Source organism: Streptomyces telluris, from assembly GCF_024519335.1.
In the GTDB taxonomy this organism is placed as follows: domain Bacteria; phylum Actinomycetota; class Actinomycetes; order Streptomycetales; family Streptomycetaceae; genus Streptomyces; species Streptomyces telluris.
Window position 1 is genome coordinate 93,329 of record NZ_JANIID010000013.1, and the last position, 25,623, is coordinate 118,951.

27 protein-coding genes are annotated in these 25,623 nt (G+C 71.6%); 17 read left to right on the forward strand and 10 right to left on the reverse strand.

Going from position 1 to position 25,623, the window contains the following annotated elements; translation table 11 throughout:
* Positions 1-200 precede the first annotated feature (200 nt).
* Positions 201-2,420, forward strand: a complete 2,220-nt coding sequence (locus tag NQU55_RS16225; protein ID WP_168094341.1) for an MMPL family transporter — start codon at positions 201-203, stop codon at positions 2,418-2,420.
* 115 nt (positions 2,421-2,535) lie between these two features.
* Here the strand turns inward: NQU55_RS16225 and NQU55_RS16230 are convergent, their stop codons facing one another.
* A complete protein-coding gene (locus NQU55_RS16230; RefSeq protein WP_168094342.1) occupies positions 2,536-3,111 on the reverse strand; it encodes a GNAT family N-acetyltransferase in 576 nt (191 codons plus the stop codon).
* A 120-nt stretch (positions 3,112-3,231) separates the two neighbouring features.
* On the opposite strand from NQU55_RS16230, the gene NQU55_RS16235 reads away from it, so the two are divergent.
* On the forward strand, positions 3,232-3,825 hold the full coding sequence (locus NQU55_RS16235; protein ID WP_168094343.1) for a TetR/AcrR family transcriptional regulator: 594 nt from the start codon (positions 3,232-3,234) through the stop codon (positions 3,823-3,825).
* 36 nt (positions 3,826-3,861) lie between these two features.
* Positions 3,862-4,746 carry an alpha/beta fold hydrolase gene (locus NQU55_RS16240; protein WP_168094344.1) on the forward strand — a complete coding sequence of 295 codons (885 nt, stop codon included), beginning with the start codon at positions 3,862-3,864 and terminating at the stop codon, positions 4,744-4,746.
* 100 nt (positions 4,747-4,846) lie between these two features.
* Here NQU55_RS16240 and NQU55_RS16245 read toward each other — a convergent pair whose 3' ends face one another.
* Both NQU55_RS16245 and NQU55_RS16250 read right to left on the reverse strand, forming a co-directional pair.
* Complete coding sequence (locus NQU55_RS16245) at positions 4,847-5,515, reverse strand: dienelactone hydrolase family protein (RefSeq protein ID WP_168094345.1); 669 nt, start codon at positions 5,513-5,515, stop codon at positions 4,847-4,849.
* Positions 5,516-5,616: 101 nt separating this feature from the next.
* A complete protein-coding gene (locus tag NQU55_RS16250; protein ID WP_256790768.1) occupies positions 5,617-6,654 on the reverse strand; it encodes a phosphotransferase family protein in 1,038 nt (345 codons plus the stop codon).
* 180 nt (positions 6,655-6,834) lie between these two features.
* Between NQU55_RS16250 and NQU55_RS16255 the strand changes: the two genes are divergently transcribed.
* The 3 genes from NQU55_RS16255 (at position 6,835) to NQU55_RS16265 (ending at position 11,236) form a co-directional block, all read left to right on the forward strand.
* Positions 6,835-8,235, forward strand: a complete 1,401-nt coding sequence (locus NQU55_RS16255) for a condensation domain-containing protein (protein ID WP_168093056.1) — start codon at positions 6,835-6,837, stop codon at positions 8,233-8,235.
* A gap of 52 nt (positions 8,236-8,287) precedes the next feature.
* Positions 8,288-10,015 (forward strand): carboxylesterase/lipase family protein, encoded by a 1,728-nt coding sequence (locus tag NQU55_RS16260; RefSeq protein WP_256790769.1) that lies wholly within the window; start codon positions 8,288-8,290, stop codon positions 10,013-10,015.
* Between the two features lie 156 nt (positions 10,016-10,171).
* A complete protein-coding gene (locus tag NQU55_RS16265) occupies positions 10,172-11,236 on the forward strand; it encodes a magnesium and cobalt transport protein CorA (RefSeq protein WP_168093055.1) in 1,065 nt (354 codons plus the stop codon).
* A gap of 33 nt (positions 11,237-11,269) precedes the next feature.
* Here NQU55_RS16265 and NQU55_RS16270 read toward each other — a convergent pair whose 3' ends face one another.
* Both NQU55_RS16270 and NQU55_RS16275 read right to left on the reverse strand, forming a co-directional pair.
* Positions 11,270-11,701, reverse strand: a complete 432-nt coding sequence (locus NQU55_RS16270; RefSeq protein WP_168093054.1) for a cupin domain-containing protein — start codon at positions 11,699-11,701, stop codon at positions 11,270-11,272.
* 200 nt (positions 11,702-11,901) lie between these two features.
* Entirely contained in the window at positions 11,902-12,447 is a 546-nt protein-coding gene (locus NQU55_RS16275; protein ID WP_206329348.1) for a hypothetical protein, read from the reverse strand.
* 123 nt (positions 12,448-12,570) lie between these two features.
* Here NQU55_RS16275 and NQU55_RS36830 point away from each other — a divergent pair, with 123 nt between their 5' ends.
* Positions 12,571-13,167 carry an RDD family protein gene (locus NQU55_RS36830; protein WP_168093053.1) on the forward strand — a complete coding sequence of 199 codons (597 nt, stop codon included), beginning with the start codon at positions 12,571-12,573 and terminating at the stop codon, positions 13,165-13,167.
* A 49-nt stretch (positions 13,168-13,216) separates the two neighbouring features.
* Here the strand turns inward: NQU55_RS36830 and NQU55_RS16285 are convergent, their stop codons facing one another.
* Complete coding sequence (locus tag NQU55_RS16285; RefSeq protein ID WP_168093052.1) at positions 13,217-13,657, reverse strand: PepSY domain-containing protein; 441 nt, start codon at positions 13,655-13,657, stop codon at positions 13,217-13,219.
* 167 nt (positions 13,658-13,824) lie between these two features.
* On the opposite strand from NQU55_RS16285, the gene NQU55_RS16290 reads away from it, so the two are divergent.
* The 3 genes from NQU55_RS16290 to NQU55_RS16300 all read left to right on the forward strand — a co-directional run bounded on the left by NQU55_RS16290 (position 13,825) and on the right by NQU55_RS16300 (position 17,122).
* A complete protein-coding gene (locus tag NQU55_RS16290) occupies positions 13,825-14,511 on the forward strand; it encodes a response regulator transcription factor (RefSeq protein WP_168093051.1) in 687 nt (228 codons plus the stop codon).
* On the forward strand, positions 14,504-16,099 hold the full coding sequence (locus NQU55_RS16295) for a sensor histidine kinase (RefSeq protein ID WP_168093050.1): 1,596 nt from the start codon (positions 14,504-14,506) through the stop codon (positions 16,097-16,099). The genes NQU55_RS16290 and NQU55_RS16295 overlap by 8 nt, the downstream gene beginning before the upstream one ends.
* 144 nt (positions 16,100-16,243) lie before the next feature.
* A complete protein-coding gene (locus NQU55_RS16300) occupies positions 16,244-17,122 on the forward strand; it encodes an aminoglycoside phosphotransferase family protein (protein ID WP_206329350.1) in 879 nt (292 codons plus the stop codon).
* A gap of 49 nt (positions 17,123-17,171) precedes the next feature.
* Here the strand turns inward: NQU55_RS16300 and NQU55_RS16305 are convergent, their stop codons facing one another.
* From NQU55_RS16305 to NQU55_RS16315, 3 genes are all read right to left on the reverse strand, one after another.
* Positions 17,172-17,945: an isocitrate lyase/PEP mutase family protein gene (locus tag NQU55_RS16305; RefSeq protein WP_168093048.1), complete on the reverse strand. Its 774-nt coding sequence runs from the start codon at positions 17,943-17,945 to the stop codon at positions 17,172-17,174.
* Between the two features lie 195 nt (positions 17,946-18,140).
* Complete coding sequence (locus tag NQU55_RS16310; RefSeq protein WP_256790770.1) at positions 18,141-18,563, reverse strand: SRPBCC family protein; 423 nt, start codon at positions 18,561-18,563, stop codon at positions 18,141-18,143.
* Between the two features lie 5 nt (positions 18,564-18,568).
* Complete coding sequence (locus NQU55_RS16315; protein ID WP_168093046.1) at positions 18,569-19,171, reverse strand: CGNR zinc finger domain-containing protein; 603 nt, start codon at positions 19,169-19,171, stop codon at positions 18,569-18,571.
* Between the two features lie 59 nt (positions 19,172-19,230).
* Between NQU55_RS16315 and NQU55_RS16320 the strand changes: the two genes are divergently transcribed.
* The 6 genes from NQU55_RS16320 to NQU55_RS16345 all read left to right on the forward strand — a co-directional run bounded on the left by NQU55_RS16320 (position 19,231) and on the right by NQU55_RS16345 (position 23,290).
* Positions 19,231-19,683, forward strand: a complete 453-nt coding sequence (locus NQU55_RS16320; RefSeq protein WP_168093045.1) for a VOC family protein — start codon at positions 19,231-19,233, stop codon at positions 19,681-19,683.
* Between the two features lie 184 nt (positions 19,684-19,867).
* Positions 19,868-20,014, forward strand: a complete 147-nt coding sequence (locus tag NQU55_RS16325) for a hypothetical protein (protein WP_206329352.1) — start codon at positions 19,868-19,870, stop codon at positions 20,012-20,014.
* Positions 20,015-20,220: 206 nt separating this feature from the next.
* A complete protein-coding gene (gene sigJ / locus NQU55_RS16330; protein ID WP_240976377.1) occupies positions 20,221-21,063 on the forward strand; it encodes an RNA polymerase sigma factor SigJ in 843 nt (280 codons plus the stop codon).
* Positions 21,051-21,518, forward strand: a complete 468-nt coding sequence (locus tag NQU55_RS16335; RefSeq protein ID WP_168093043.1) for an SRPBCC family protein — start codon at positions 21,051-21,053, stop codon at positions 21,516-21,518. Before sigJ ends, NQU55_RS16335 begins: the two co-directional genes overlap by 13 nt.
* Positions 21,519-21,703: 185 nt before the next feature.
* Positions 21,704-22,087 carry a VOC family protein gene (locus NQU55_RS16340; protein ID WP_168093042.1) on the forward strand — a complete coding sequence of 128 codons (384 nt, stop codon included), beginning with the start codon at positions 21,704-21,706 and terminating at the stop codon, positions 22,085-22,087.
* 18 nt (positions 22,088-22,105) lie between these two features.
* The gene (locus tag NQU55_RS16345; RefSeq protein ID WP_168093041.1) at positions 22,106-23,290 is read left to right on the forward strand and encodes a winged helix DNA-binding domain-containing protein; all 1,185 of its coding nucleotides are present in this window, start codon (positions 22,106-22,108) and stop codon (positions 23,288-23,290) included.
* 142 nt (positions 23,291-23,432) lie between these two features.
* Here the strand turns inward: NQU55_RS16345 and NQU55_RS16350 are convergent, their stop codons facing one another.
* Positions 23,433-24,107, reverse strand: a complete 675-nt coding sequence (locus tag NQU55_RS16350; RefSeq protein ID WP_256790771.1) for a TetR/AcrR family transcriptional regulator — start codon at positions 24,105-24,107, stop codon at positions 23,433-23,435.
* Positions 24,108-24,353: 246 nt separating this feature from the next.
* Between NQU55_RS16350 and NQU55_RS16355 the strand changes: the two genes are divergently transcribed.
* Positions 24,354-25,580, forward strand: a complete 1,227-nt coding sequence (locus NQU55_RS16355; RefSeq protein ID WP_256790772.1) for a cytochrome P450 family protein — start codon at positions 24,354-24,356, stop codon at positions 25,578-25,580.
* Positions 25,581-25,623: the final 43 nt, after the last annotated feature.

Below are 25,623 nucleotides of genomic sequence, written 5' to 3' on the forward strand. Positions count from 1 at the left end.
CCGGCCGGCGGCCCGGCCCCGGGCCCCTGAGCCGATCCCCGCCCAGGACCAGGGTCCTGGGTGGCGGCGTCCCCCGGCCTCTGCTCCCAGGCCGTTTCTCGTCCCGCGCTCGGACGAATCCTGCGTTTCGCGCTGATGAGCTGGACACCGGCCGGGACGACCCGGCGCACCACACGCACCACCCACTGCCGGAGGACACCGTGATCCGCGCCCTGACCGGGCTCTCCACCCGCAATCCATGGAAGGTCATCGCCCTCTGGTCGGTGCTCGGCATCCTGCTGACCGTGCTCAGCCAGGCGTTGCTCTACCGCGTCACCCAGAGCCAGAGCGGCGACTTCCTGCCCGCGAAGTACGACTCGGCCGCCGCGCTCAAGGTCGCCGAGGAGCGGTTCGGGGTGAAGCCCGACGCCAACGCGGTGACCGTGCTCGTCGCCCGCGCCGACGGCAAGCCCTTGACCGGCCCCGACCACCGCCGCGTCGGAGAGCTCGCCGAGCGACTCGGCCACCGGCGCGTCCAGATGCCCGCACCCAAGGAGGACGGGCCGCCCTCCTTCCTGGCCGAGGACCACTCCCAGACCCCCGGGGTCAGCCCCGCCATGGTGGCGCCCGACCGCAGCTTCGAGCTGCTCTCGGTGCAGCTGACCGGCAACTCCACCGACCCCGGCATGCACGACCTCTACCGCGCCTTCCGCGACCGGGCGAAGGCCGACTTCGCCGAGGCCGGGATGCGTACGGGCTTCACCGGCGGCCTGGCCGACCTCGTCGACACCGCCGAAGCCGAGGAGACCACCCAGAAGGTCGTCGGCATCGTCATGGTCGGCCTGATCGTGCTGATCAACATCCTGGTGTTCCGCAGCGTGCTGGCCGCCTTCGTGCCCCTGCTCGCGGTCGTCATCGTGGGTGGCGCCGCGGCAGGAGCGGTGGTCGGCCTCGCGATGCTCACCGGCATCACGCTCGACCCCTCCACCCCGAGCATGATCAGCGTCGTGCTGATCGGCATAGGCGTCGACTACTTCCTCTTCCTTCTCTTCCGCTTCCGCGAACAGCTGCGGGCCCGGCCCGACCTGGCCCCGCGCGCCGTGGCGGCCGAGGTCAGCGCGCGCGTCGGCACGGCGATCACCTCCGCAGCCCTGACCATCGTGGCCGCGTTCGCCACCCTGGGCGTGGCGACCTTCGGGCAGTTCCGCGTGCTCGGCCCCGCCATCGCCGTGTCGGTGCTCGTCATGCTGCTGGCCAGCCTGACCCTGATGCCCGCGTTGCTCGCGGTCACCGGGCGCAAGATGTTCTGGCCCTCACGCTCCCTCAAGCGCGAGCCCCGTCCCGGTGCGGCAGCGCGCGCCGGAGACCTGGTCGCCCGCCGGCCGTTCGCCGCCGTGCTGGCCTGCGTCGCCCTGCTCGGCGCCCTGGCGACCGGACTGGCCGGCATCCGGATGGACTTCGGCCAGACCTCCGGAGCTCACGACACCCCGGCCGCAGCCACCTCCACCGAGATCTCCCGCGCCCTGCCCGCCGGCGTGTCCGACCCGGCCACCGTCTACGTGACCGCCGAGGACGGCCGCGCCCTCACCGCGGAGGCGCTCGACGCCCTGCCCAAGGCCCTCGCCGGGGTCAAGGGCGTCGGCCAGGTCGGCAGGACCACCCTCAACGGCGACCGCACCGCCGCCCGCATCGACCTCTACCTCACCGCCGACACCCAGTCCCAGCAGGCCCGCGACCTCGTCTCGGGACCCGTCCGCGCCACCGTCGCCGCGCACACGCCCGCCGGTCTGGAAGCCCACGTCGGCGGCACGGCCGCGATCTTCGCTGACATCTCCACCGCCGTCGACCACGACCTGAAGATCGTGTTCCCGGTGGCCGCGGTGCTCATCGCCCTCATCCTGCTCGCCCTGCTGCGCAGCCTGCTCGCCCCGGCCGTCCTCATGGTCGCCGTCGGCCTCGGCTTCGCGGCCACGCTCGGCGCCTCCGCGCTCTTCTTCCAGCACCTCCTCGGCAAGCCGGGCGTCAACTTCGTCCTGCCGCTGGTGCTGTTCCTCTTCGTCGTCGCCCTTGGCACCGACTACAACATCCTCATCAGCGACCGCATCCGCGAGGAGATGGAACGCCCGGGCCCCGCCCGCGCCGCCGTCGCCCGCGCCGTGCGCCACACCGCACCCGCCATCGCCACGGCGGGAATCGTCCTGGCCGCGTCCTTCGGCAGCCTCGCCGTCAACGCCGCCCCGTCCACGCAGCAGATCGGCTTCGCGACGGCGCTCGGCATCGTGCTCTCCGCCTTCGTCCTGTCCATCGTGCTGGTGCCCGCGCTCGCCGCGCTCCTCGGCCGGGGCATGTGGTGGCCGTTCCGGCCGGGCCGTGACGGGGGCCGCCACCAGGCGGGGCCGCAGGCCTCCGAGTCGCACTACGAGGGCGCCTCCGCGCGCTGACCTGCTGACGGAGCGGATGGGCTGACGGAGCAGGCAGAGCAGCCGGAGGAGCCGGAGCAGCCGGAGTAACTGAACGGGGCCCGGTCGACCTCAGTCGACCGGGCCCCGTTCGCCACTACGCCGCCTGACCCTGCGCGGCCTGCCTGCGCGCCCGCCACTCCGGTGCCAGCACCGACCAGACTTCGATGTCGCGCCGGGTCCCCCGGTACAGGAAGCTCTCGCGCAGCACGCCGTCCCTCGTCATCCCCAGCCGCCGGGCCACGGCGATGCTGGACTGGTTGGCCGCCGCGACCTGCCACTCCACGCGGTGGATCCCCCGCTCCTCGACGGCCCAGTCGATGAGTACGCCGACGGCCCTGGTGATCAGACCCTTGCCCACGGCCGACGGCTCCAGCCAGCAGCCCGCCTCGGCGGTGCCCTGGGCGACGTCCATGGTCCGGAGGAGCACGCCGCCGACCAGCTTGCCGTCGACGCGGATGCCGTAGATCCGCCCGCTGTCGGATGCGGCCTTCTCCGCGTACGACTGGAGGAAGGCCCGGCTCATCGCCAGGTCCGCGACCACGTCCGCCAGTGCGATGTGCTGCCCGATGAACTCCCGTCCGCGGTCCATGTGGGCCAGGAACTCCTCGGCCTGCCACGGCTCGAGCGGGCACAGCTCGGCGCCGTCGTCACCCAGGGATATCGCGTACATCGTTGCCCTCCACGGTCGTTACCAGCACATACGGCGAAGTGATCTTCGCATGCAGGGCCCGGGCAGACGGTAGCTAGGCATGCTAGGTTTTTCCCTAGAGGTCCTAGGAAAGGGGTCCGCATGGTGCGAGCAGGGCTGACCGTGGCCAGGCTGACGGACGCAGCCGCGGTGATGGCGGACGAGGCCGGGCTGGAGAAGGTCACCGTCTCCGCCCTCGCGCGGCACTTCGGCGTCAAGGACGCCAGCCTGTACTCGCACGTGAAGAACCTGCGGGAGCTGCGCGTGCGGATCGCCCTCCTGGGGTCCGCGGAGATGACCGAGCGCATCGCCGCCGCCGTCGCGGGCCGGGCAGGCAAGGACGCGCTCATCGCCTTCGCCGATGCCTACCGGGCCTACGCGCTCGCGCACCCCGGCCGGTACGCCGCCACGCAGATGCAGCTCGCACCGGAAGAAGTCGCGGACTCCATCGGGTTCCGACGCAGCGTCGAGCTGACCTACGGCATGCTGCGCGGCTACGGCCTGACCGAGCCGGACCTGACCGACGCCGGCCGACTGCTGCGCAGCACCTTCCACGGCTACATCCACCTGGAGCTCAGTGGCGGCTTCGGCCACTCCCGGCCGGTGCAGGAGTCCTGGTCGCGCGGGCTGGAGGCTCTCCACGTCCTCCTGGAGCAGTGGCCTTCCGGCCCCTCCGGCCCCTCCGGCCACTCCTAATCTTCAGAGCTTTCAGAAACGAACGGGGAGTAAGAAATGAACGACAACCCCAACCCCAACCACAACCCCAAGCCCAGTCCCACCACCGGCGCCACCACCGGCACGCTCGCCGTGCCCGGCGCCACCCTGTACTACGAGACGCGCGGCAACGGCCCGCTCCTGCTGCTCATCTCCGGCGGCGCGGGAGACGCCGGGATGTACGCGGGCATGTTCCCGGCGCTGGCCGCCGAGTACACCGTGGTGACCTACGACCCGCGCGCCCTCTCCCGCAGCCCCCTCGACGGCCCGCTCGCCGACCAGCAGGTCCGGGTGTGGAGCGACGACGCGCGGCGCCTGCTCGACCACCTCGCGCCCGGCGAGGAAGAAGTCAGCGTGATGGGCTGCAGCTCCGGCGCCATCATCGCGCTCGACCTGCTGGCCCGCCACCCCGAACGGCTGCGCCGCGCGGTCGTGCACGAGCCGCCGCTCGTGGAGCTCCTCCCGGACCCCGCCTCGTACCGGACGCTGTTCGCCGAGGTCCGCGACACCTACCGGGCGGAGGGTCTCGGCCCGGCGATGGCGCGGTTCAGCGAAGGGATCGGGGAGCCGGTGACGGCGGAGGAGGCGGAGCAGTCGACCGAACTGCCGCCCGAGGTCCAGGAGATGGCTCCTCGGATGCACGCCAACTTCCCGGTCTTCCTGGAGCACATGCTGTGCCCCTTCTCCTCGTCCGTCCCGGACCTGGAGGCGCTGCGCCCGGTCGCGCACAAGCTGGTCCCGGCAGCGGGACGGCTGTCGCGCACCCAGGAGCCCTTCTACGGGCCGGCCGCCCGGCTCGCGGAGCTCTTCGGCATTCCGCTGGTGGAGTTCCCCGGCGGGCACCTCGGAGGCGTGGACCGTGCGAAGGAGTTCGGCGAGCAGCTGCTCAAGACGCTCGCCTGACCTGAGATCTTGCGACCGGCGGCCGTCCTTCCATGGCCGCCCTCCTATGGCCGCCCTCCTATGGCCGCCCTCCTATGGCCGCCCTCCTATGGCCGCCCTCCTACGGCCGCCCTTCTTCGCTCGGCGCCTCCGCAGGCCCGAGGAACCACCGGCACGCCACGTCGGCGACCTCCTCCAGCGTCCCCGGTTCCTCGAAGAGGTGGGTGGCCGCCGGTACGACATGTACCTGGTGGGGTGCTTGGAGCTGCGTGGCGGCCGTGCGGTTCATCTGCAGCACGTCGTAGTCCCGGCCGCCCACGATCAGCAGGACGGGCGCCCGGACCCGGCCGAGTGCGTCATCGGCGAGGTCGGGGCGGCCGCCGCGCGAGACGACCGACCGCACGCGATCCGGTCGCTGCGCGGCCGCGGTGAGGGCCGCCGCCGCGCCCGTACTGGCCCCGAACAGATGTACTGCCAGGTCGGCGGTTCTCGGGTCCTGGCCGAGCCAGTCGATCGCTGCGGCCAAGCGCTCACTCAGCAGGGGGATGTCGAAGCGATGCTGGGCCGTGACCGCGTCCACCTGCTCCTCCCGCTCGCTCAGGAGGTCCATCAGCAACGTGGCCAGGCCGGCCTCCTGCAGCGTCGCGGCGACCGCCCGGTTGCGCGGACTCATCCGGGAACTGCCGCTGCCGTGGGCGAACAGCACCACCGCCCGGGCGGAACCGGGTACCGCAAGGTCACCGACGAGCCGCGGCCCGTCGGTGGGGATCAGAACCTCCTCGGAGATCACCGGCACCTTCTCCTCTCACCCGTGTCCCTGTAGTCACCTTCCCCCGGACCCGGCGCCGGGCTGGCCCGCCACGCCGGAAGAGGAGCCAGCCGGCGGTGGCCTCAGCCGTACTGGTCGAAGAGCGCCTGAAGGTAGTCCTCCAGGCGTTGCGTCAGTACGGCCGGCGTCAGATCGCTTCGCCCGAGGTCCCGCCAGGGCACGGCGACCTTCTCCGCGTCCGGTGCGAAGGCCAGGGCGTCCAGGAGGCGCCAGTACAGATGGTCGGCCGGATCGTCGCTGAGCGTGCCTCCGGCCGCGAGATAGGGAACCACCAGTCCCATACCGGCCTGCACACCGTGCAGCAAGGCTGTCGCGGTGGAGCAGTGGGCCACGTCCAGGTCGGCGGGTCCCCAGGACGTCTCCACCCAGTCCACGACGCCGCTGATCGCCAGACCGGCGCCGTGCCCGGTGAAGAGGACGTTGCCGGGGTGGAAGTCTCGGTGCAGGAAACACGACCGGTGGGCGGGGGCCGGGCGGCGGATGACGTCCACGGCGCGTCGCCACAGCCGGGGGCGCTTCGTGTCGTCGGGTATCCGCACTCGCTCGGGGCCGGTCCACGCTTCGTACGTACGCGGCCGGTCCGCCTCCGGAACGGTCAGCGCGTGAAGGGCCGCCAACTGCCGTGCGAGGAGCTGGGACTTCCGCTCCACGTCCTGCTCGTCCTGCTCGTCGAGCCGTACGCTCCCCGGCAGCAGGGACATCACCAGTGACGGATGGTCGCAGTGCTCCGCCGCCGCGTCGACGGCGTGCAGGCGAGCTGCCGGTACGTCCGTGCCGTCGAGGAAACGGAGGATGTCCGCTTCCCGCGTGAGCAGGCCCAGGGCGTGCTTCACGTAGAACGGCTTGGTGAAGGATCGCAGGACCAGCGAGGAGGGCTCTTGGACTTCTCCCTCCTGCGTTCCTCCCCCCTGAGCTCCCCTCTCCTGCGTTCCCCCGACTTCGAGACGGCGCATCTCCGACGTCCACCCGCCTCGCAACGTCGCGACGGCTCGTATCCGTCTTCCGGGAGGCAGGGCCTGCTCCACCCACAGACGGGTGCGGGACCAGCCCCGGTCATCGATGGCGGCGCGGACAGCCGCCGTGCTTTCGCCCTTGGCCATGGGCCACAGCCTAGTGATCAGGCGGCGGACCGGCGGAAACGGACTCCCGCGTCCCGCCTCCGCCCGTTTCCCCTGCCCAGTCGGCTCGTTGGGCTGATCGAGTGAGTGCGTCGGCCGGGTCTCTTCCCGGCCCGCGGCGGCAACTCCCGTCCAGGACAACCGACAAGGGGAAGGGACCCCGTGATCCAGGTATCCGTCGAGGATGTGGAAATCGCCCCAGGGCACGTCTTCGAATGGGCGGTGGTCTCTGCGAAAATGGTCGGCTCCGCCGGGTCGCTCCGGCCGGGCGCGGCCACGACGTACAACCAGGCGAAACATTTCGCCGTCGCGCAGGACGCGCACAGAGCGAACGACACCGTCTGCGCCTACGTCGCCGGGACCTTCGACCTCCCCGGGCCCGTCGACCGCGACGCACTCGGCTCCGCCATGCTGCACTTCGTGCGGCGCCACGAGGTGCTGCGCTGCAGCTTCCAGCAGCTCGTCGGCGAGGTGTCGTGCGACGTCCTCGGGCCGGACGACGTGGAGCTCAAGGAGCACGACATGGGCTTCGTCGGCTCGGCCGATGGCGTGCGGGAGCATTTGCACCGTACGTTCCAGGAGGTCGACCCGCTGTCCTGGCCGCTGATCCGCATGGGCGCCGTGGTCAGGGACGACTCCGCCACGGTCTGGTTCGCCTGCGACCACCTCGTGACCGACGGCCTGTCCACGCCGATCGCCGTGCACGACATCGCCGCGGCCTACGAGGCGTTCGCGAACGGCCGCACCCCCGACCTCCCGGAGACCGGCAGCTACGTCGACTTCAGCCGCGAGCAGCGCCGCCGGAACGTCTCCCTGGACGCCGACGACGCCCGACTGGACCACTGGAAGACGTTCATGGCGGGCGGCGACAGCTTCTTCCCGCGCTTCCCCCTGGAGCTCGGCGCGGAGCCGGGCCGCATGTACCCCGCGGTCAACGAGACGGACAGGCTGCTCGCGGCCGACGAGATCGAAAAGCTGGAGACCACGTGCCGCGCTGTCGGCGGCAGGCTCTTCATGGGGCTCCTGGCCGCCGTGGGGGTGTCCCTCAGGAGGGAGGGCGGCCCCGACGTCTACCGGGGCATCATGCCGGTCAGCGAACGCGGCCGGGGCCCCTACGCGCACACCATGGGCTGGTTCATCAACACCATGCCCATCGCCTTCTCCGTCGCCGAGAACCAGGACTTCGCGGCCGTCATGGCCAACGTGCGCGCCGCGTCGACCGAGATGCAGCAGCACGCCGACGTGCCGTTCGTGAAGGCGTGGCAACTGCTGGCCCCCGTGGAGTACACGAAGATCCGCTACTGGCCGTACGCCGTGAACTTCTTCTCCTACCTCGACTTCCGGCGATCGCCCGGGGCCCGGCACCACGTGCCCCGGCAGGCGAGGAAGCACGTCTGGCTGTCGCGCACCAACGGCTTCTGCTTCTGGCTCCACCGCACCGACACGGGCCTGTACATGAACTCGATCTACCTCGGCACGCCGGAGGCCCGGCGTACGGTGTCCGGCCTGCGGCGGACCCTCACCCGAACGCTGGAGAACATGACCGGCTCGGGGGAGTTCTGAGCTGAAGGGGCCGGAGGGGCCGGAGAGCGCGGGAGATGCTGAAGGAGTGAAGGTGCTGAAGTCGTCGAGCGGTCAGAGAAGTACACAGCGCGCCGGTTTCCCGCGCCGCCGCCGCGGCGCTCTGGCTGCCGTGCTCCTGGCGCTGTCGTCCACCGTCACCGCGGCCGCCGCAGCACCGGGGGCCACCGGCACGCCGGGGCGCCCGGTCGTCGCGACCGACCACGGCCTCGTACGGGGCAGAGCGCACGACGGCTTCGCCACGTACGAGGGCATCCCCTTCGCGGTGCCGCCCACCGGCGGGCTGCGCTGGCGGCCCCCGAAGCCCGCCCGCCCCTGGCGCGGTGTGCGGGAGGCGGGGGAGCCCGGCCCGCAGTGCCTGCAGCCGCCGGCGCTGGGCGGCGGGCCGCCCACCGGCTCGGAGGACTGCCTGCACCTCAACGTCACCACGCCCACGGGCCCCGGACCCCTCCGGGGGCGGCCCGTCATGGTGTGGCTGCACGGCGGCGGCTTCACCTTCGGCACGGGCAGCATCTACCACCCCGAGCGGCTGGCCGTACGGGGCGGTGCCGTCGTCGTCACCGTCAACTACCGGCTCGGAACGCTCGGGTTCTTCGGCCATCCGGAGCTGAAGAACGCTCCTCCGTTCGGCCTGGCCGACCAGCAGGCCGCCCTGCGCTGGGTCCGGTCCAACGCGGCCCGCTTCGGCGGGGACCCGGGTAACGTGACTCTGTTCGGGGTGTCGGCCGGCGGGCTCAGCACCTGCGCCCAGCTGGTCTCGCCGACCGCCGCCGGCCTCTTCGACAAGGCCGTCCTGCAGAGCGGCTCCTGCATGACGGCGTACCCGCCCGGCGCCCTCATCCCGAGCCTCCCCGCCTACCGGCCCTTCGTCTCCCAGCGCAGCCTCCGCGACGCGGGCGCGGCCGCAGCCGCCCGCCTCGGGTGCCCGCAGGGCGGTGCGGGCACCGGCGCGAGTACGGGAACGGGTTCGGGTACGGGAACGGCTACGGGTACGGGTACGGGTGCGCTGGACTGCCTGCGGGGCCTGAGTGCCGAAAAACTCGTCACGCCCGAGCTGACCGCGGTCTTCAACGGACCGGCCTATGGCAACCCCCTCCTGCCGATGGAGCCGGCGCGCGCCCTGGAAGCCGGCCGCTTCCACCGGATGCCGGTGATGCAGGGCGCCAACCGCGACGAGATGCGCATGTTCCTCGGCTTCACCCTCGGCCAGTACCCCCTCCGCGGAGCCCGGGACTACCGGGCCCGCCTGCGGAACTCCTTCGGCGCCGCGGCCGGGTCCGTCGAAGCGGAATACCCGCTCTCCGCGTACCCCACGCCCGCCCTCGCCTGGGCCGCGGTGACCACCGACAACGCGTGGGCGTGCACCACACTGCACGCCGACAGGGCCCTGTCCCGGCGCGTCCCCACCTACGCCTACGAGTTCGCCGACCGGACCGCCCCCGTCCTGGAGGGCCTCCCCGACGTGCTGGGCTTCCCCTATGGTGCCGCGCACGGCTTCGAGCTCCCGTACCTCTTCGTCTCCCCGCTCACGAAGCAGCCCCTCACCGACCGGCAGCGCGCCTTGGCGAACCGGATGGTCGACTACTGGACGCGCTTCGCACGGACCGGCAACCCGAACCACCCAGGTGCTCCCGCTTGGCCCGCGTTCCGGAGCGACCGGACACCGCTCGCCCAGTCCCTGGCACCGGGCCGGCACGGAGTGGAGCCCTTCGACGTGGGGCAGGCGCACCACTGCTCCTTCTGGGAACGCCACCGCGGCTGAAGCCGGGGCCGTACGGTCCAGAGGCCGATCGCGTCGTGTGGGTGCACCACTTTCAGCCACCGGGCAGCTAGATTCGCATGCACCGTAACCCGGGCTGTCCCATCTCATCCCGTCTCATCCCATCTCATCCCGTCCCCGGCCGCGAGGAGGAAGGCCGTGATCGTCGACTGTGCCCACTACCGTGACGGCCGACGGCAGCACGAGGGCGCGATGCCGCTGGAGCAGGCGGCGGCGCGCTGTGCGCAGGGCGGGTTCGTCTGGCTGGGGATGTTCGAGCCGGGGCCCGCGGAACTGGCGAGGGTGCGCGAGTGCTTCGGGCTGCACGAGCTCGCCGTCGAGGACGCCCGGGCGTTCCACCTGCGGCCGAAGGCCGAGCAGTACGAGGACGGCACCGAGCTCATCATCCTGCGCACGGCGCGCTACGACGACGAGCGCGAGGAGATCGACACCGGCGAGATCAGCATCTTCCTCGCCGAACACTTCGTGATCACCGTGCGCCAGGGCATCGCCAGCGAGCTCAGCGGAGCCCGCAGCCGGCTGGAACGCCGCCCCGAACTGCTCCGGGCGGGAAGCGTCTCCACGCTGTGGGCGATCCTCGACCAGGTCGTGGACGGCTACGCGCCCGTCGTCGCGGAACTGGAGCGCGACATCGAGCAGATCGAGGCCACGGTCTTCTCGGGGGCGGTCGCTCCGACCGAACGGATCTACTCCCTGCGCCGCGAAGCCACCGACTTCTACCGCGCGGTGCACCCGCTGCTCGCCGTGGTGACCCGCCGCCTGCAGGCGGGCAAGACGCCTGCAGGGCTCCTGCCGTACTTCCGCGACGTGCACGACCACCTGCTGCTCGTCAACGAGGAGGTCGCCGCCCAGCGCGACCTGCTGGCCACCGTCCTCGAGGCCAACATCGCGGTGATCTCCGTAGAACAGAACAAGATCAACCTTCGGCAGAGCGCCACGATGGAGCGGCTGACGATCCTGGCGTCGGTGTTCCTCCCGCTGTCGTTCGTGGTCGGCTTCTTCGGGCAGAACTTCGACTGGCTGGTCACGCACATCAGCAGCTTCACGGCCTTCTTCGTCATCACCGTCTGCGGACTGCTGCTGCCCTGCCTGCTGCTGTACCTCTGGCTGCGCCGGCGCCGCGGCCACCCCGCCCCTCCGGTCCCGGAAGTGAGCGACGCCCACCCGCGTGCGGGGCGCGGTGAACGTGCGGGGGCGCGGTGAACCGGTCGCGCCCCCGCCGGGCCAGGTCCGGCCTCAGCCGACCCCGACCGGCAGCGGGGCGAGCAGTGCCGCCAGCCGGTCCGGCAGCTCCAGCAGCCGGACGCCTTCCTGCTCGTTGGGGTCTGTCCGCGCGACGAGGCACACCATGTCTTCGTCACTGCTGTTGACCGGCATGTGCGGGGTGTCGGCGGGGATGTGGAAGTAGTCGCCCGCGTGCAGCACGACGTGCTGGGCGAGGCCCTCGCCGTGCCACACCTCCACCTGACCCGACTGGATGAAGATGGCCGATTCATGGCCCTCGTGCAGGTGTGGGCGCCCCCGGGTGCCGGCGGGCATCACCAGCCGGTGCAGGCACAGTGCCTTCGCGCCTGCCGACTGGGCGCTGATCCCCGCCCCGAACAGGCCGCCCTGAATACCTTCGTACTGCCCGGTGCGGACCACCGTGCACTGCTTGTGATCTTCCATGCGCGCAGTACAACAAGTCCGCCTGCGGCCTGCGGTCAGTTCGAGCCAGACGGGCGGCGGTCCGGGCCCCGAGGGCCGGGCGCTGGAAGAGCGGCTCGGCGCCGAAGACCGGAAGCCGGGCGACTCCCCGCGCCGTCCCGGCCTGGAGAGCCTGCTGACGTATGCCGTGCGGGGGTAGAGCGGCCTCGTCCTCGCTGGTGTCACAGGCTGGTGCCCGTGCCCGTGCCCGTGCCCGTGCCCGTGCCCGTGCCCGTGCCCGTGCCCGTGTCCGTGCCCGTGTCCGTGCCCGGGTTGGTGTCCGTGCCGGTGCCGGTGTCGGTGTCGCTGTCGGGCTCGGACGTCGCATGCTGCTCGCGCGAGACCGCGCCGCGGCGGGCCGCTACGACGTCGAAGAGGCTCCAGCCGTCAAGCTCCTCCACCGGAGGATCGTCGGGACGCCATCCCCGGCTCAGTGCCTCGTCCAGCAGCGCCCTGACGGTCCCCGGCTCGTTGAGGTTCAGCATCCTGCCGTCGGTGGTGCCGACCGCCCCGGACGGCATGTAGCGGCCGTCCGGAACGAGTCTGCCGGGGCCTGTGGTGAAGGAGACGTGGAGACGTCCCCTCGCTTTGAACAGGCGGATGACGAGGGTCTCGCTGCAGCCCTCGTACCGACCGTCGCTCAGCACGTGGTGGGTGTGGCCGATCGACCACATATAGGTCGCCCCGTCGACTACGAGACGCCGTGCGGTCTTTCCCTTGCGAGCCATTCGCAGATGGTAGCCACGTCCGCGTGCCGCGTGCCGCGTGTCCGCGCGTTCGATCCTGTTCGGTTCCGGTCGGGTATCAACTTGAGAATGAGCTGTGACAGTCATCAGGCAGGATGACCTCCCGTGATCGACTATCAGCATCAGCAGCACCCGAATCAGCACCCGCAGTCCCCGCCCCACCTGTACGCTCCCCACCCCCAGCAGCCGCACCCGTACCAGCACCAACCGAACCAGCAGTACCCCGACCAGCAGCACCACCCGCACCCCTACGCCTACCCGCCTCAGTACCCGGCCCCGGCCCCGGCCCTGCAGCCGGAGGTCCCCGACGAGATCGGGGACGAGCGCCGCATGCTCGCCGCGGCGGTCGACGGCACCATCACGGTCGTCGGCGGTCTCGGCCTCGCCCTGCAGCTCGCGGACGACAAGCCCGTCGGCGTCTTCTGGGCCTACGTCGTCGGGTGCGTGCTCGGGGTGTCCTTCGTCCACCACGTGCTGGGGGCCGTGGTGTTCCGGGCGACGGTGGGCAAGTTCCTGCTGGTGTCCCGCGTGGTGCGCGACGCCGACGGCGGGCGGCCGCGCTTCTGGCAGGCCGTGGGCCGCTGGCTCCTCGGCCTGACCTGGCTCCCGATGCAGCCCGTGCGGAGCCTGATCGGCGCTGACGGCGATCCGTACCAGGACGCCTGCGGCCTGCGCTACGTACGCAGCAGGGACCTGCGCTGATCAAGGCCCCGGGCACCGCGCGGGGCCGGGCGGGGCCGGGCGGTGACGGTCAGTCGTCCTGGCCATCCTGGTCGTCATGGTCATCGCGGTCATCGCGGTCGTTGTCAGGCGTGTCGACGGTGCTGGCCGTGACCTTGCCGGACGCGGCGTCGACGGTGACGTCGTGCTCGGTGCCCTTGCCGTCGACGATCTCGACGTCCCAGGTGGCACGGCCGTGATCGTCGTCGAGCTCGGCGGAGACGACGGTGCCGGAGACGCTCTTGAGCGCGGCGTCGGCGGCCTGCTTGACGTCGACCTTCGCGCTCTTGACGAGCGCGCGGTGCTCGCGCTCGTCCACCCCGACGGAGGACACGGCCGGAGTGTCTCCGCCGTCCTCCGCGAGGGAGGCGGCGGTCGCGGCGCCCGCGCCGCCGAGGAGGGCGGTTGCGGCCAGCGCAGCGGCGAGGATGCGGCGGCGGCCGGTCAGTACGCGCTTGAGCTGCGGCTTCATAAGGAAAGTCCCTTCGGCTTCGAGGACCCGGCCCCGATGGCGAGGCCGGTCGTCGTCGCGGTTTTCGTGGCGGTTGTCGTTGCTGTTCTCACGGTGCCCGGGCCTTCCTGAACGCCCGCTGAAGGAACCTGAAACTCTTTTCAGGTTCGCTCTGCGACGCTGAAGGCATGCGACTGCTGATCGTGGAGGACGAGAAACGGCTGGCCACCACCCTGGCCCGCGGCCTGGAAGCCGAGGGCTTCGCCGTCGACCTCGTCCACAACGGCCCGGACGGCCTGCACCGGGCCCGCGAGACCGCGTACGACCTGATCGTCCTGGACATCATGCTGCCGGGCATGAACGGCTACCGGGTCTGCTCCACGCTGCGGGCGGCCGGGGACGGCACCCCGATCCTCATGCTGACCGCCAAGGACGGGGAGTACGACGAAGCCGAGGGTCTCGACACCGGCGCCGACGACTACCTCACCAAGCCGTTCTCCTACGTCGTGCTCGTCGCCCGCATCCGCGCCCTGCTGCGCCGCCGCACCCGCTCCGGCACCCCGGTGCTGCGCCTGGGCGACCTGACGGTGGACCCGGACGCGAAGCAGGTGTGGCGCGGGGATACGGAAATCCCGCTCACGGCAAGGGAGTTCGCGGTCCTCGAACAGCTGGCGCTGCGGGCCGGGCAGGTGGTCTCCAAGGCCGTCATCCTCGAGCACGTGTGGGACTTCGCCTACGACGGCGACCCGAACATCGTCGAGGTCTACATCCGCACACTGCGCCGCAAGCTCGACATCCCCTTCGGGCGCCGCTCGATCACCACGGTACGGGGAGCGGGCTACCGGCTCTCCACCGACGGCGGCACCCATGTTTAGGCCGTTCGCCTCCGTACGGGCGCGCACCACCCTCGGCGCCACGGTCGTGGTCGCCCTGGCCCTGGTGGCGGCGGGGGTCACCGTCATCAGCGTGCTGCGCGGGGACCTGATGGACCGCGTGTCCCTGCAGTCCGAGGTACGGGCCCGGGCGGTGGCCGGCTCCCAGGCGGCCCTCAACGGCCGCTTCACCGAGGTCTCCCTCCCCGACGACGAGGACCATCTCGTCCAGATCGTCGACAGCGCCGGGAAGGTGCTCGCCGCCAGTGAGCCCCTGCACGGACGGGCCCCGCTGACCACTTACGATCCCGCGCCCGTCCCTGCCCACACGGCGAAGTCCCCGGAACGCGATGACAACGACGGTGACGACGGCGACGACAGTGACAGCGGTGACGGCAGTGACGACAACGAAAAGACACCGCCCCGGGGGCAGGTCTCCACCAGTGCCGACCACAAAACCGTCGCGGTGAGCATCAACGCCGACACCGACGCCGACAGCGGCGATCCGGACGAGAAGCACGACTACCGCTTCGCGTCCGTCCACGCCACCACCTACGACGGCCGCACCTACACCGTCTACGCCGCTACCCCTCTGGAGGACGAACAGGAGACCGTCACCTCCGTCACCCGGGCCATGCTCATCGGCCTGCCCCTGCTCCTCCTCGTGATCGCCGCCGTCACCTGGCTGGTCACCCGCCGCGCCCTTCGCCCCGTCGAGGCCATCCGCGCGCGGATGGCGGAGATCACCACCAGCCACGATCTCAGCCGCCGCGTACCCGAACCCGCCTCGCGCGACGAAGTGGCCCGCCTGGCCGCGACCACCAACCAGACCCTGGCCGCGCTGGAGACTTCCGTCGAACGGCAGCGCCGCTTCGTCGCCGACGCCTCCCACGAGCTGCGCAACCCCATCGCCAGCCTCCGCGCCCAGCTCGAAGTGGCCCACGCCCACCCCGAACTGCTCGAAACCGAAGGACTCCTCGAAGAGGTCACGCGCCTGCAGACCCTGGCCGCGGACCTGCTCCTGCTCGCCCGCCTCGACGCCGGGGAAAGGGTCGAAGGTACTCAAAGCACTGACAGCACTGAAGGTGCCGGGAGGGGAGCCGTGGACCTCGCCCGCCTCGTGCGAGCCGAGCTGGTCCAGCGCGCGGCAACCGACCGGATCACCCCCGATGTGCAGATCACGGGGGAGAGCCACGGCGTCAGCGGCAATGCTTCCCAGCTCACCCGCGTGCTGGGAAACCTGCTCGACAACGCCCAACGCCACGCCACCACCCGCGTGTCCGTGGCCTTGAGCCGAGAGGACGACCTGGTCGTGCTGACCGTCGGCGACGACGGCGCGGGCGTGCCCCCGGCCGAGCGGGAGCGCATCTTCGAACGGTTCGTCCGTCTCGACGACGCCCGCAGTCGCGACGAGGGCGGCGCCGGGCTGGGCCTGGCCATCGTCCGCGACGTCGTGCAGCGCCACGGTGGACGGATCTCCGTACGCCGGGCGCCGGAAGGCGGGGCCCTCTTCGAGGTCAGGCTTCCCTTGGCGGACGCGGACGCGGACGCGGACGGGGACGGGGACGCGGGCTCGGGCACTGCCCCCTGAGCTGCAGAACCCTCTTGGCGATCTCCGGTAAATGCCTTGCCACCGACCGGCCCGGGAGACATAGGTTGACGCGCGGTAGGGCGGGACGCGAATCCACTCCCGGCAGCGAGATCGGATCGGAGAGACGGTCGGCACATGGCCAAGATGCATGCGGACGAGGCGGACACCGACGCGGGTCTCGTCCAGCGGTTGCTCCGCGCCCAGTTTCCCGAGTGGGCGGGCCTGCCGGTCCGGCGCCTGGCCTCCGGTGGGACGGTGAACGCGATCTACCGGGTAGGCGACGAGCTGACCGTCCGACTACCGCTCACCGCGGGCGGCGCCGAAGGGCTGGACGCGGAGGCCAGGTGGCTGGCGGAGCTGGCGCCTCTGCTGCCCGTCCCCATCCCGACGGTCGTAGGGATGGGGGAGCCCGCCGACGGCTATCCGTGGGCGTGGTCAGTCCACCGGTGGATCGAGGGCGAGGTACTGGTCGAGGGGCGGGTGGCCCGGCCCGAGCTGATGGCCCGTGACCTTGCGGGCTTCGTCACCGCCATCCGTAAGGCCGACCTCGACGGCGGCCCTCCGGCCCACCGGGGCGAGCCCCTGGCCGATGCTGATGCGGAGACCCGGGACGCGATCGAGGCGCTCCGTCGCACGGACGAGCCCTTCGACGCCGACGCGATCCTCGCGGCCTGGGATGTGGCGCTCGCCGTCCCGGACTGGCCGCAGGCGCCGTGCTGGATCCATTCCGACCTCATGCCGAGCAACCTGCTGGGCGCCGGCGACCGCCTGGCCGCGGTGATCGACTTCGGCACCGCGGGGCTCGGCGATCCCGCCGTCGACCTCATCCCGGCGTGGAACCTGCTGCCGTCCTCAGCCCGGCAGACCTTCCGTGACTGCGTGGACGTCGACGACGACACCTGGGCGCGCGGGCGCGGTTGGGCGCTGTCCATGGCGGTCATCCAGCTGCCGTACTACCGGAAGACCAACCCGGTCATCTCCGCCAACGCACGCCACGTGATCGAGCAGGTTCTGGCGAGCTGAGCGGCGCGCGTGCCGGGGTCCGTGGCGCGAGTGGCCGGCTGTCGAGCGATCAGTTCGCCGTGACGTCGACTGTCTTCCGCAGCCCGTTCGCCAGGTCCTCCACCATCGCCATCGTGCGGCGGTGGAGCCCACCGCCGAACGTGACCCGGGCGGCGCCCAGCTCGCCCAGCTCGCGAGGTGCGGGCCCGTTGGGGAGGGCGATGGCGTTGACGGGTGCGGGAACGGCGCGGGCGATCTCCGGGAGGAGCTCCGCGGGGGCCAGGATGGGGTACACGCAGTCGGCGCCGGCGAGGGCGTAGAGCCGGGCGCGCGCGATGGCGGAGGTGGCGTCCGGGGCCGTTCGGTCGCCCCGCAGGAAGGTGTCGGTGCGGGCGTTGATCACGAGCCGGTCGCCGGCCGCGGCCCGTACTTCCGCCAGCCACTCGGCCTGCTCGGCGGGGTCCTTGAGCCGTCCGGTGGTGCGGTCGCTGTCTTCCAGGTTGCAGCCGACGGCGCCGGTCTCCAGCAGCCGCTCGACGAGTTCGGCGGGCGGCAGGCCGTAGCCGTCCTCGATGTCGGCGGAGACCATCACGCCGTCCTCCGCGACGGCCCGGGCGATACGGGCGACCGCGGTGAACATCTCGTCCGCCGGGGTGCTGCCGTCGTCGTAGCCCAGGGAGGCCGCGATGCCGGCACTCGGCGTGGCCAGGGCCCGGAACCCGGCGGCTGCGAAGACGCGGGCGCTGGCGGGGTCCCAAGGGCCGGGCAGGACGAGCGGGCCGCGCCCGGCGCGGTCGTGGTGCAGGCCGCGGAAGGCGGCGGCGTTGCCGGTGATGGGTGTCATGGGAACGACCGTAGACGCGGAGGCCTGCGCGGCGGTGGTCCACTTGAGGGCCCGTTTCATGGGCCATTGAGGGGTGGCGAGGGACGCAGGACGCAGTACGCAGGACATGGGACGCAGGACATGGGACGTGGGACATAGGACGCAGGACGTGGGACGTCCCGCGTCGGGGCGCGTGTCGCAGGTGTCAGCTCGCCGTCACCGCCGGTCGAGGGCGGCGGCGACCCGGTCCATGACGCCCTGCCAGTGCGCCCGCTGCTGCTCGCGCTCTTCGGCGCTCGCCAGGCGCTCCTGGTGGAAGCGGAGGATCGTCCGGGCTCCGTCGGCGGCGGGGGTGGCGGGGGGGGCGGGGGGGGCGGGGGTGAGGGCGACCTGGACCGTGGTGGTGCCGTGGGTGACGCGGATACGGTCTCCCGGCCGGTAGCCACGGACTTCGCCCGTCACTCCGGCGGCCGTCCGGTAGGGGGCGCCGCGTTCCGGGGTGAGGTCCGCGCCGGGGCCGAGCCAGAGGGCGATTCCTTCGGGGCTGCTGATGAAGTCCCAGACGGCGGTCGGGGGGTGGGGCAGTGTGCGGGACACGCCGATCTGCCAGCCGGCGTCCTTGGTGAGTCCGGTAGGCATGGCGGTCATCCTTCCTCGGAGTGGCGGGCGCGCAGCGCCCTGACCTTGTGGCGGTTGCCGCAGTGCTCCATGGAGCACCAGCGGCGCCGGCCGGGGCGTGAGGTGTCGACGTAGATGAGGTTGCAGTCCCCTGCGGCGCAGGTGCGGATGCGGTGCGCGTAGGGGCCGGTCAGCAGCTCGACGGCGTCCCGGGCGACGGTGGCCGCAAGCTGCGTGCCGCTGGGGGTCCCGGCCCACTGCCGCTCGCCGGTCGGTGCGATGACGGGGGCCAGGGAGGGGCGGGCGGCCGCCTCGTTGATGGTCTCCAGGTCGCTTTGCGGGTGGGGCTCGCCGTGCGTGTGGGCCATGAACACCCGGAACAGCGCGTCGCGCAGCTCCCGCATGCCGGTCACTTCGGCTTCGGATATCTCAAGCACGGGTGTCGGTGTCAGCCGCGACCGCTCCGCCCAGGCGGCCAGGTCGCCGGGCTCGTGCAGCACCTCGTAGCGGCGGTACGGGCCGGGGCCGCCGGTGACCAGCAGCTCCAGGCACAGGGCACCGGGGTCGAACCGGTAGGCGACGCCGGTGTGGGAGCGCAGAGTGAGCCCCTTGGCTGCGGTGGAGTCCATGCCGCCAGTGTAGCCAGATGTAACCAGTTATATGGGTTACATCTGGCTACACTGGCGGCATGGCATTGAACTGGAAGCTGGTCATCGACAGCACGAACGCACCCGCCCTCGCCGACTTCTGGGCCGCGGCCCTGGAGTACGAGGTGGAGGACCCCAGCAGGCTCGTGGAGCAGCTGCTGACCGCCGGCCACATCGGCGAGGAGGCGGTCGTCGAGCACCGCGGCCGCAAGACCTTCCGCGGGTACGCCGCCATCCGCCACCCCGAGGACCCGTTCGACGAGACGAGCGGCATCGGCCGCGGCCGACGACTGCTCTTCCAGGACGTGCCCGAGGGCAAGTCCGGCAAGAACCGCCTGCGCCTCGACGTGCACAGTGAGCCCGGCGGCCTCGACGAACTGGTGACCCGGCTGGAAGGGCTGGGAGCGACCCGCATCCGCGAGGTGGACCAGGGCCCGGCGGGTCACTGGTGGGTGATGCAGGACCCGGAGGGTAACGAGTTCTGCGCGGCGTAGAGCCGTAGAGCCGTAGGGTCATAGAGCCACAGGGCCGCAGGGCCGCAGGGCCGCAGGGCCATGGGGCCGTAGGGGCAAAGCGGCGTAGCATACGCGCGCCTCCGCCCACGGGCGCCCGGTCCCCGGCCTGCCCCCGGCCACCGTCCTGGCGGGACTCGGCACGCTGGCGACGACGGTCTACGGCGTGATGTTCGCGTACACGACGTTCAACGCGGAGATGGCCGCTTCGACCTGGGGCATCTGGCTCCTCAACATCGCCTATGCGCCGCTGCTCCTGTGGGGTCCGCTGCTGGGCGCGGTCACGGTCCACTACTACCGACGCCGGAGGTAGGGGTGGGCGCGTCGGCGCCCGCCCCGTCGGTGAACCTCCCGCTTCCCGAGCTCGATTGAGCCCTTGAGTGTGAAGTGATTCACACTCAAGGGCTGTCACGGTTTTCCGGTGCGGTGTGTCTCGATGGGTGCCCGAAGGAAAGGAGCCGGTTCGTCGTGGACGCCTTCACCGAGCACCGCGCGCTGCTGTTCACCATCGCCTACGAGATGCTGGGCAGCGCCACCGATGCCGAGGACGTGCTGCAGGAGAGTTACCTGCGATGGAGCGCGGTCGACCCGGCCGCGGTCGAGCATCCGCGCGCCTACCTGGTCCGTGTGGTGACCCGGCAGTCCCTCAACCACCTGCGTGCCGCCAAGGCGCGGCGCGAGGAGTACGTCGGCACCTGGCTGCCCGAGCCGATCCGCACCGCACCCGAGGTGAGTGAGGACGTGATCCTCAACGAGTCGGTGTCGATGGCGATGATGCTCGTCCTGGAGACGCTGAACCCGGCCGAGCGCGCGGTGTTCGTGCTGCACGACGTGTTCGGCTACACCCACGGCGAGATCGCCGCCTCGATCGGGAAGACCGAGGTCACCGTCCGGCAGATCGCCCACCGCGCACGCCGGCACGTCCACGCCCGGCGCCGCCGTTTCGAGCCCGACTCCGAAGCCACCCGCGAGATCGTCCAGCGGTTCCTGCTCGCGACGACGACCGGCGAAGTCCAATCACTGATGGACCTGCTGGCGCCCGATGTCGTGCAGGTCTCCGACGGCGGCGGGAAGGTGTCCGCCGCCCGCCACCCGATCACCGGCCGCGCCGAGGTCGCGCGGTACGTCCTCGGCGTGGCCCGTACCAGCGTCAGCGCTACGACCCGCATCGAGCAGGCCACCTACAACGGCATGCCCGCGGCCCGCTCGCTCACCGACGGCGAACTGGACTGGCTGCTCGCCTTCGAGATCCACGACGGACGGATCACCGGCCTCTACGTCATGCGCAACCCGGACAAGATGCACCGCGCCGATGCCGTGCACCCACTCAACAGGGGAGAACGCCAGCCATGGAAACCATGATCGTCGAGCGCACCATCGACGCCCCGATCGACGCCGTCTTCGCCTGGCTCACGACGACCACGAACTACACGTCCTCGCCCCTGGTGCTGCGCTGCCGCCTGACCCGGCGCGGCGAGACCGCGCCGTACGGCGTCGGCGCGGTGCGCGATCACCTGTGGCTGATCGGCTGGTTCCGCGAGCGCATCACGCACTACGACCCGCCGTACGCCACTGACTACGTCGTCGAGCGCAGCCTGCCGCCGTCCCGGCACGAGCTCGGCCGCATGACGTTCACCGAGACCGACGGCGGCGGCACCCACGTCCGCTGGACCACGCGCGCCGAGATTCCCGTTCCGCTGATCGGCGGCTTCCTCACGCGGCGCTTCGCGCGGCCGATCATCACCCGCACGTTCGGGAACATCCTCGCCGCTGCCGACGCGGCGCTGGCCGGAGGCGCCGGTGAGCACCGGGTGTGACGACTTACGGTACATCTGTAACGTAGGTGGATTGCCTGGGTCGGGGTGGGGTGAAGCCCCTGGTGGCCGAGGGGTGGGAGGCTAGGGGCGCGTGTCGAATATATGGATGTGTCCGTATTGCGCACTGCTCGGTTCCGTGGTTACAGTACTTATGTACTGAAAGCCGCCCCCGAGGAGAGACCCTGATGAAGGCCCCCGCCATCGCCCCCTGCCTGGGCGTGAAGAACACCCAGGCGTCCGTCGACTTCTACGAGAAGCTCGGCTTCACCGCCACGCCCGCGGGTGACGACCCCAACGACGACCTCCGCACCTTGCTCTTCGGTGACGAGTTCGCCCTGATGGTCTACCGGGACGATCACCTGCGGGACTGGCTGCCGGTCCTCAAGGGCCGCACACCCGGCGCGTTCGGCATGTTCTACCTGGCCGTCGACGACTTCGACGCCTACGTGAAGAAGATCCGCCCGCTGGTCGACGTCATCAAGGAGGTCACCCACGGCGGCGTGCAGATCTTCTACTTCACCGACCCCGACGGCTACGTCCTCGGCGTCGTACAGAAGCGGGAGTGGTGAGCCCGGAAGCCCTGCACGATGACCGCTCTGCGCCGTATCACCCCTGTCGAACGCCGCGCCCGGCTCGCGGGGCGGCACCTGCTCGCCCCCGCCCACCGGGCCGCCGCGCCGCAGGAGGTGGCCGGGGCCCTCATAGGCCTGCACGCCACCGACCCGGCCACCGTCTTCCTCTCCGCCGCCGCCCGCATGGCCACCCCGACGGCCGCGGCCATCGACCACGCCCTCTACGACGCCGCCCCTCCGCTCGCCCGCATACGGTGCATGCGCCGCACGATGTTCGTCACTCCCCGGCACCTCGCGCCCGTCCTCCACGCCGCCACCACCAAGGACGCCCACCGCAACCGCGGCGACGCCGTGGAGCACCTGCGCACGACCCTCGGCTGGACCCCCGCCCGCTACGCGGCCGTGGAAAAGGCCACCCTCGGCGCCCTGACCGCCCGCGGCGGGGCCACCGCCGCCGAACTGGCTGCCGACATCCCCGACCTGCGCGAGTACTACGCCGTCAACCCCGGCAAGTCGTACGAGACCCGCCAGCGCGTCACCGCCCCCATCCTGGGCGCCCTGGCCGCCGAAGGCCGCATCCGCCGCACCCGCCCCGCGGGCTCGTGGACCTCGGCCCGGTTCCGCTGGGCCCCGGCCGAACCCCTCCCTGCCGTGCCGGCCCCCGAAGCCAAGGCGGCGCTCGCCCGCCACTACCTCGCCGCGTTCGGGCCGGTCACGGCGGCCGACCTGAAGTGGTGGACGGGCTGGACCCTGACCGACACCCGCAAGGCCATCGCCGCCACCGGCGCGGAAGCCGTCGAACTCGACGAAGGCACCGGCTACCTCCTCCCCGAGGACAACGAGCCCCTGGGCGAGGGCGAGGGCGAGCCGGAGCCTTGGGTGGCGCTGCTGCCCGGCCTGGACCCCACCTCCATGGGCTGGCGTCACCGTGACTGGTACCTCGACCCGGCCCACACGGAGGCCCTGTTCGACCGCAACGGCAACATAGGCCCCACCATCTGGGCCGACGGCCGCATCATCGGCGCCTGGGCCCAGCACCCGGACGGCCGCATCAACCACCACCTCCTCACCGACTCCGCCCCCGGCCGCCACACCCGCGGGCTCATCACGACTGAGATCCAGCGCCTGACCACTTTCCTGAACGGCACCCGGGTCACCCCCTGCTACCGCACCCCTCTCGAACGCCGACTCGCGAGCTGACGCGCGGCTTCATGGGGCAGGGGGTGCGACAGCCCGGGCGCTAGGTGCGCGGATTCATCGGCGTGGAGGCGGTCCGCCGAGGTCGGATCCTGCCGCCCCGGGCCGCGCATGGGCGGGATCACGGACGGCAGTGCCCCGGACATCAGCCGGCGTCGTCGCGGCCGGCCAGGGCGCGGAGTGCGCCTGTCAGTTGGTCAGGGGTGAGCGGCGGTACGGGGAGGGCGGTGGGGGTAGTGGCGGCGGGGGTGCGTAGGCCGTCCAGGAGGAGGTGGAGGTGGCGTCGCCAGGCTTGCGGGGCGACGGTCACGGAGGCGGGGACGACGCGGCCGAGGGCGGCCAGCGCGAACAGGAGGTCCTCGACCACCACGTCGCCGCGCATGGAGCCCTGTTCCTGGGCGCGCCGGATGAGCGCGCGGACGGTCTCGTAGTGGTGGGTCTTGAGGGCGTCGAGGGAGGGGACGTCGGGGATGCTGGTGGTCATCAGGTCGTTGGCACCACGGTCGGCGGCCAGGCCCTCGAAGATGTACTCGAGATAGCTGGTGAGCCCGGCCCACGCGTCGTCGGCGCCACGTGCTTCTTCGCCGCGGCGCAGCGTGTGCGTCAGGGCGTCGCCGAAGACCGCCTCGATGAGCGCGCCGCGGGTGGGGAAGCGCCGGTAGAGGGTGGCGTTCCCGACGCCGGCGCGGCGGGCGATGTCGTCCAGGGGGGCTTCCACGCCGCGTTCGGCGTAGACCTCGCGGGCGGCTGCGATGAGCAGGTCCCGGTTGCGTTGGGCGTCTTTGCGCAAGTGACCGCCCGTCCCTCCGCTGTCGCTCATCGACCCTCCTTGACCGCTGACCGCTGACCGCTGACCGCTGACCGCTGACCGCTGACCGCTGACCGCTCTTTCAGTGTCCGCCCAGGGGCAGGTCAGTGGACGTGGCAGCACTCTAACAGCGAACCGTGGACTGGTCCCCGTTTCGCTGTTAGGGTCACAGCCACGTAGTGGGGAGGTATCCCCACTTTTCTGGGCCGTGCGTGCGGGCTCGTGCTCGCACCGGCGCCGACGAAGGGATGACGATCAATGAGCACGCTTCCCGACTTCCAGGCCCTGGCCCCGGTCGGCAAGGAATTCGCCGACTTCCCGGACTTCGTGGCCGACCCCTACCCCCTCTACGCCCACCTGCGCGAGCAGGGCCCCGTCCACCGCGTCCCGACGGAAGGGGCCGGCGACGTCTGGGTGATCCTCGGGTACGACGCGGTGCGCGCCGCCCTCACCAATCCCGGGCTCAGCACCGACGTCCGCCACTCATCCCGCTGGAGCAGTGACGGCGGCCAGGCCATCGGCCGCAACATGCTTCAGACCGACCCGCCCCAGCACACCCGCCTGCGCGCGCTGGTCGCCGGAGAGTTCACCGCCCGGCGTATCGAAGCTCTCAGGCCGCGCATCCAGCAGGTCACCGACGAACTGCTCGACCGGATCGCCCCGTTGGGTGCCGCCGACCTCGTCGCATCCTTCGCGCTTCCCCTTCCCATCGCCGTCATCTGCGAGCTCCTGGGCGTACCCGAAGCGGACCGGGAGTCCTTCCATCAGTGGTCGCAGCGCATGGTCTTCGACCCCGCCTCCCCGGCAGGCGCCGAGGCGGCCGCAGCGATGGCGGCCTTCCTCACCGAGCTGCTCCAGTCCAAGGAACGCCACCCCGAGGAAGACTTGCTGAGCGCGCTGGTCCGTGCGGAGGACGCCGAAGGGCGCCGCCTGCCCCTGGACGAGTTGATCGGCATGGCGTTCCTCCTGCTCGTCGCCGGCCACGAGACCACCGTCAACCTGCTCGCCAACGGCACGTACGCCCTGCTCACCCACCCCGAGCAGCTCGCGGCCCTGCAATCCGACCCCTCCCTCCTCGAAGGCGCGATCGAGGAGATGCTGCGTTACGAGGGACCGGTGACCTCTGCCGCGTACCGCTGGACCAGGCAGGCGGTGGAGATCGCCGGCCGGACCATCCCGGCAGGGGAGGCCGTCCTCGTCCTGCTGGCCTCGGCATCCCGGGACCCCGGCCGCTTCGCCGAACCCGACCGCTTCGACATCCGCCGTCCTCGTACGCCCGGTGGTGGACATCTGGCCTTCGGTCACGGCATACACCACTGCCTGGGCGCGCCCCTCGCCCGCCTGGAGGCGGCCGTTGCCCTCCCCGCCCTCCTCGGCCGCCTGCCCGACCTCAAGCTGGACACCGACCCGGCCGAGGCTTCCTGGCGCCCGGGCCTGATCCGTGGCTTGTCCCGTCTGCCCGTCCGTTACAGCCCGACGCGGTGACCGGTCGCTCACCTCTGGAGATCCGCCAGTACGCATCAGCCGT

Excerpts from the sequence above, each read along its gene's own strand:
- NQU55_RS16345 (WP_168093041.1), top strand. The coding sequence starts at position 22,106 with ATGACCGCTCTGCGCCGTATCACCCCTGTCGAACGCCGCGCCCGGCTC.
- NQU55_RS16315 (WP_168093046.1), bottom strand. The coding sequence starts at position 19,171 with ATGGACTCCACCGCAGCCAAGGGGCTCACTCTGCGCTCCCACACCGGC.
- NQU55_RS16300 (WP_206329350.1), top strand. The coding sequence starts at position 16,244 with ATGCATGCGGACGAGGCGGACACCGACGCGGGTCTCGTCCAGCGGTTG.
- NQU55_RS16350 (WP_256790771.1), bottom strand. The coding sequence starts at position 24,107 with ATGAGCGACAGCGGAGGGACGGGCGGTCACTTGCGCAAAGACGCCCAA.
- NQU55_RS16250 (WP_256790768.1), bottom strand. The coding sequence starts at position 6,654 with ATGGCCAAGGGCGAAAGCACGGCGGCTGTCCGCGCCGCCATCGATGAC.
- NQU55_RS16305 (WP_168093048.1), bottom strand. The coding sequence starts at position 17,945 with ATGACACCCATCACCGGCAACGCCGCCGCCTTCCGCGGCCTGCACCAC.
- NQU55_RS16230 (WP_168094342.1), bottom strand. The coding sequence starts at position 3,111 with ATGTACGCGATATCCCTGGGTGACGACGGCGCCGAGCTGTGCCCGCTC.
- NQU55_RS16290 (WP_168093051.1), top strand. The coding sequence starts at position 13,825 with ATGCGACTGCTGATCGTGGAGGACGAGAAACGGCTGGCCACCACCCTG.
- NQU55_RS16235 (WP_168094343.1), top strand. The coding sequence starts at position 3,232 with ATGGTGCGAGCAGGGCTGACCGTGGCCAGGCTGACGGACGCAGCCGCG.
- NQU55_RS16240 (WP_168094344.1), top strand. The coding sequence starts at position 3,862 with ATGAACGACAACCCCAACCCCAACCACAACCCCAAGCCCAGTCCCACC.
- NQU55_RS16335 (WP_168093043.1), top strand. The coding sequence starts at position 21,051 with ATGGAAACCATGATCGTCGAGCGCACCATCGACGCCCCGATCGACGCC.
- NQU55_RS16340 (WP_168093042.1), top strand. The coding sequence starts at position 21,704 with ATGAAGGCCCCCGCCATCGCCCCCTGCCTGGGCGTGAAGAACACCCAG.
- sigJ (WP_240976377.1), top strand. The coding sequence starts at position 20,221 with ATGCTGGGCAGCGCCACCGATGCCGAGGACGTGCTGCAGGAGAGTTAC.
- NQU55_RS16270 (WP_168093054.1), bottom strand. The coding sequence starts at position 11,701 with ATGGAAGATCACAAGCAGTGCACGGTGGTCCGCACCGGGCAGTACGAA.
- NQU55_RS16355 (WP_256790772.1), top strand. The coding sequence starts at position 24,354 with ATGAGCACGCTTCCCGACTTCCAGGCCCTGGCCCCGGTCGGCAAGGAA.
- NQU55_RS16275 (WP_206329348.1), bottom strand. The coding sequence starts at position 12,447 with ATGGCTCGCAAGGGAAAGACCGCACGGCGTCTCGTAGTCGACGGGGCG.
- NQU55_RS16320 (WP_168093045.1), top strand. The coding sequence starts at position 19,231 with ATGGCATTGAACTGGAAGCTGGTCATCGACAGCACGAACGCACCCGCC.
- NQU55_RS16310 (WP_256790770.1), bottom strand. The coding sequence starts at position 18,563 with ATGCCTACCGGACTCACCAAGGACGCCGGCTGGCAGATCGGCGTGTCC.
- NQU55_RS16295 (WP_168093050.1), top strand. The coding sequence starts at position 14,504 with ATGTTTAGGCCGTTCGCCTCCGTACGGGCGCGCACCACCCTCGGCGCC.
- NQU55_RS16285 (WP_168093052.1), bottom strand. The coding sequence starts at position 13,657 with ATGAAGCCGCAGCTCAAGCGCGTACTGACCGGCCGCCGCCGCATCCTC.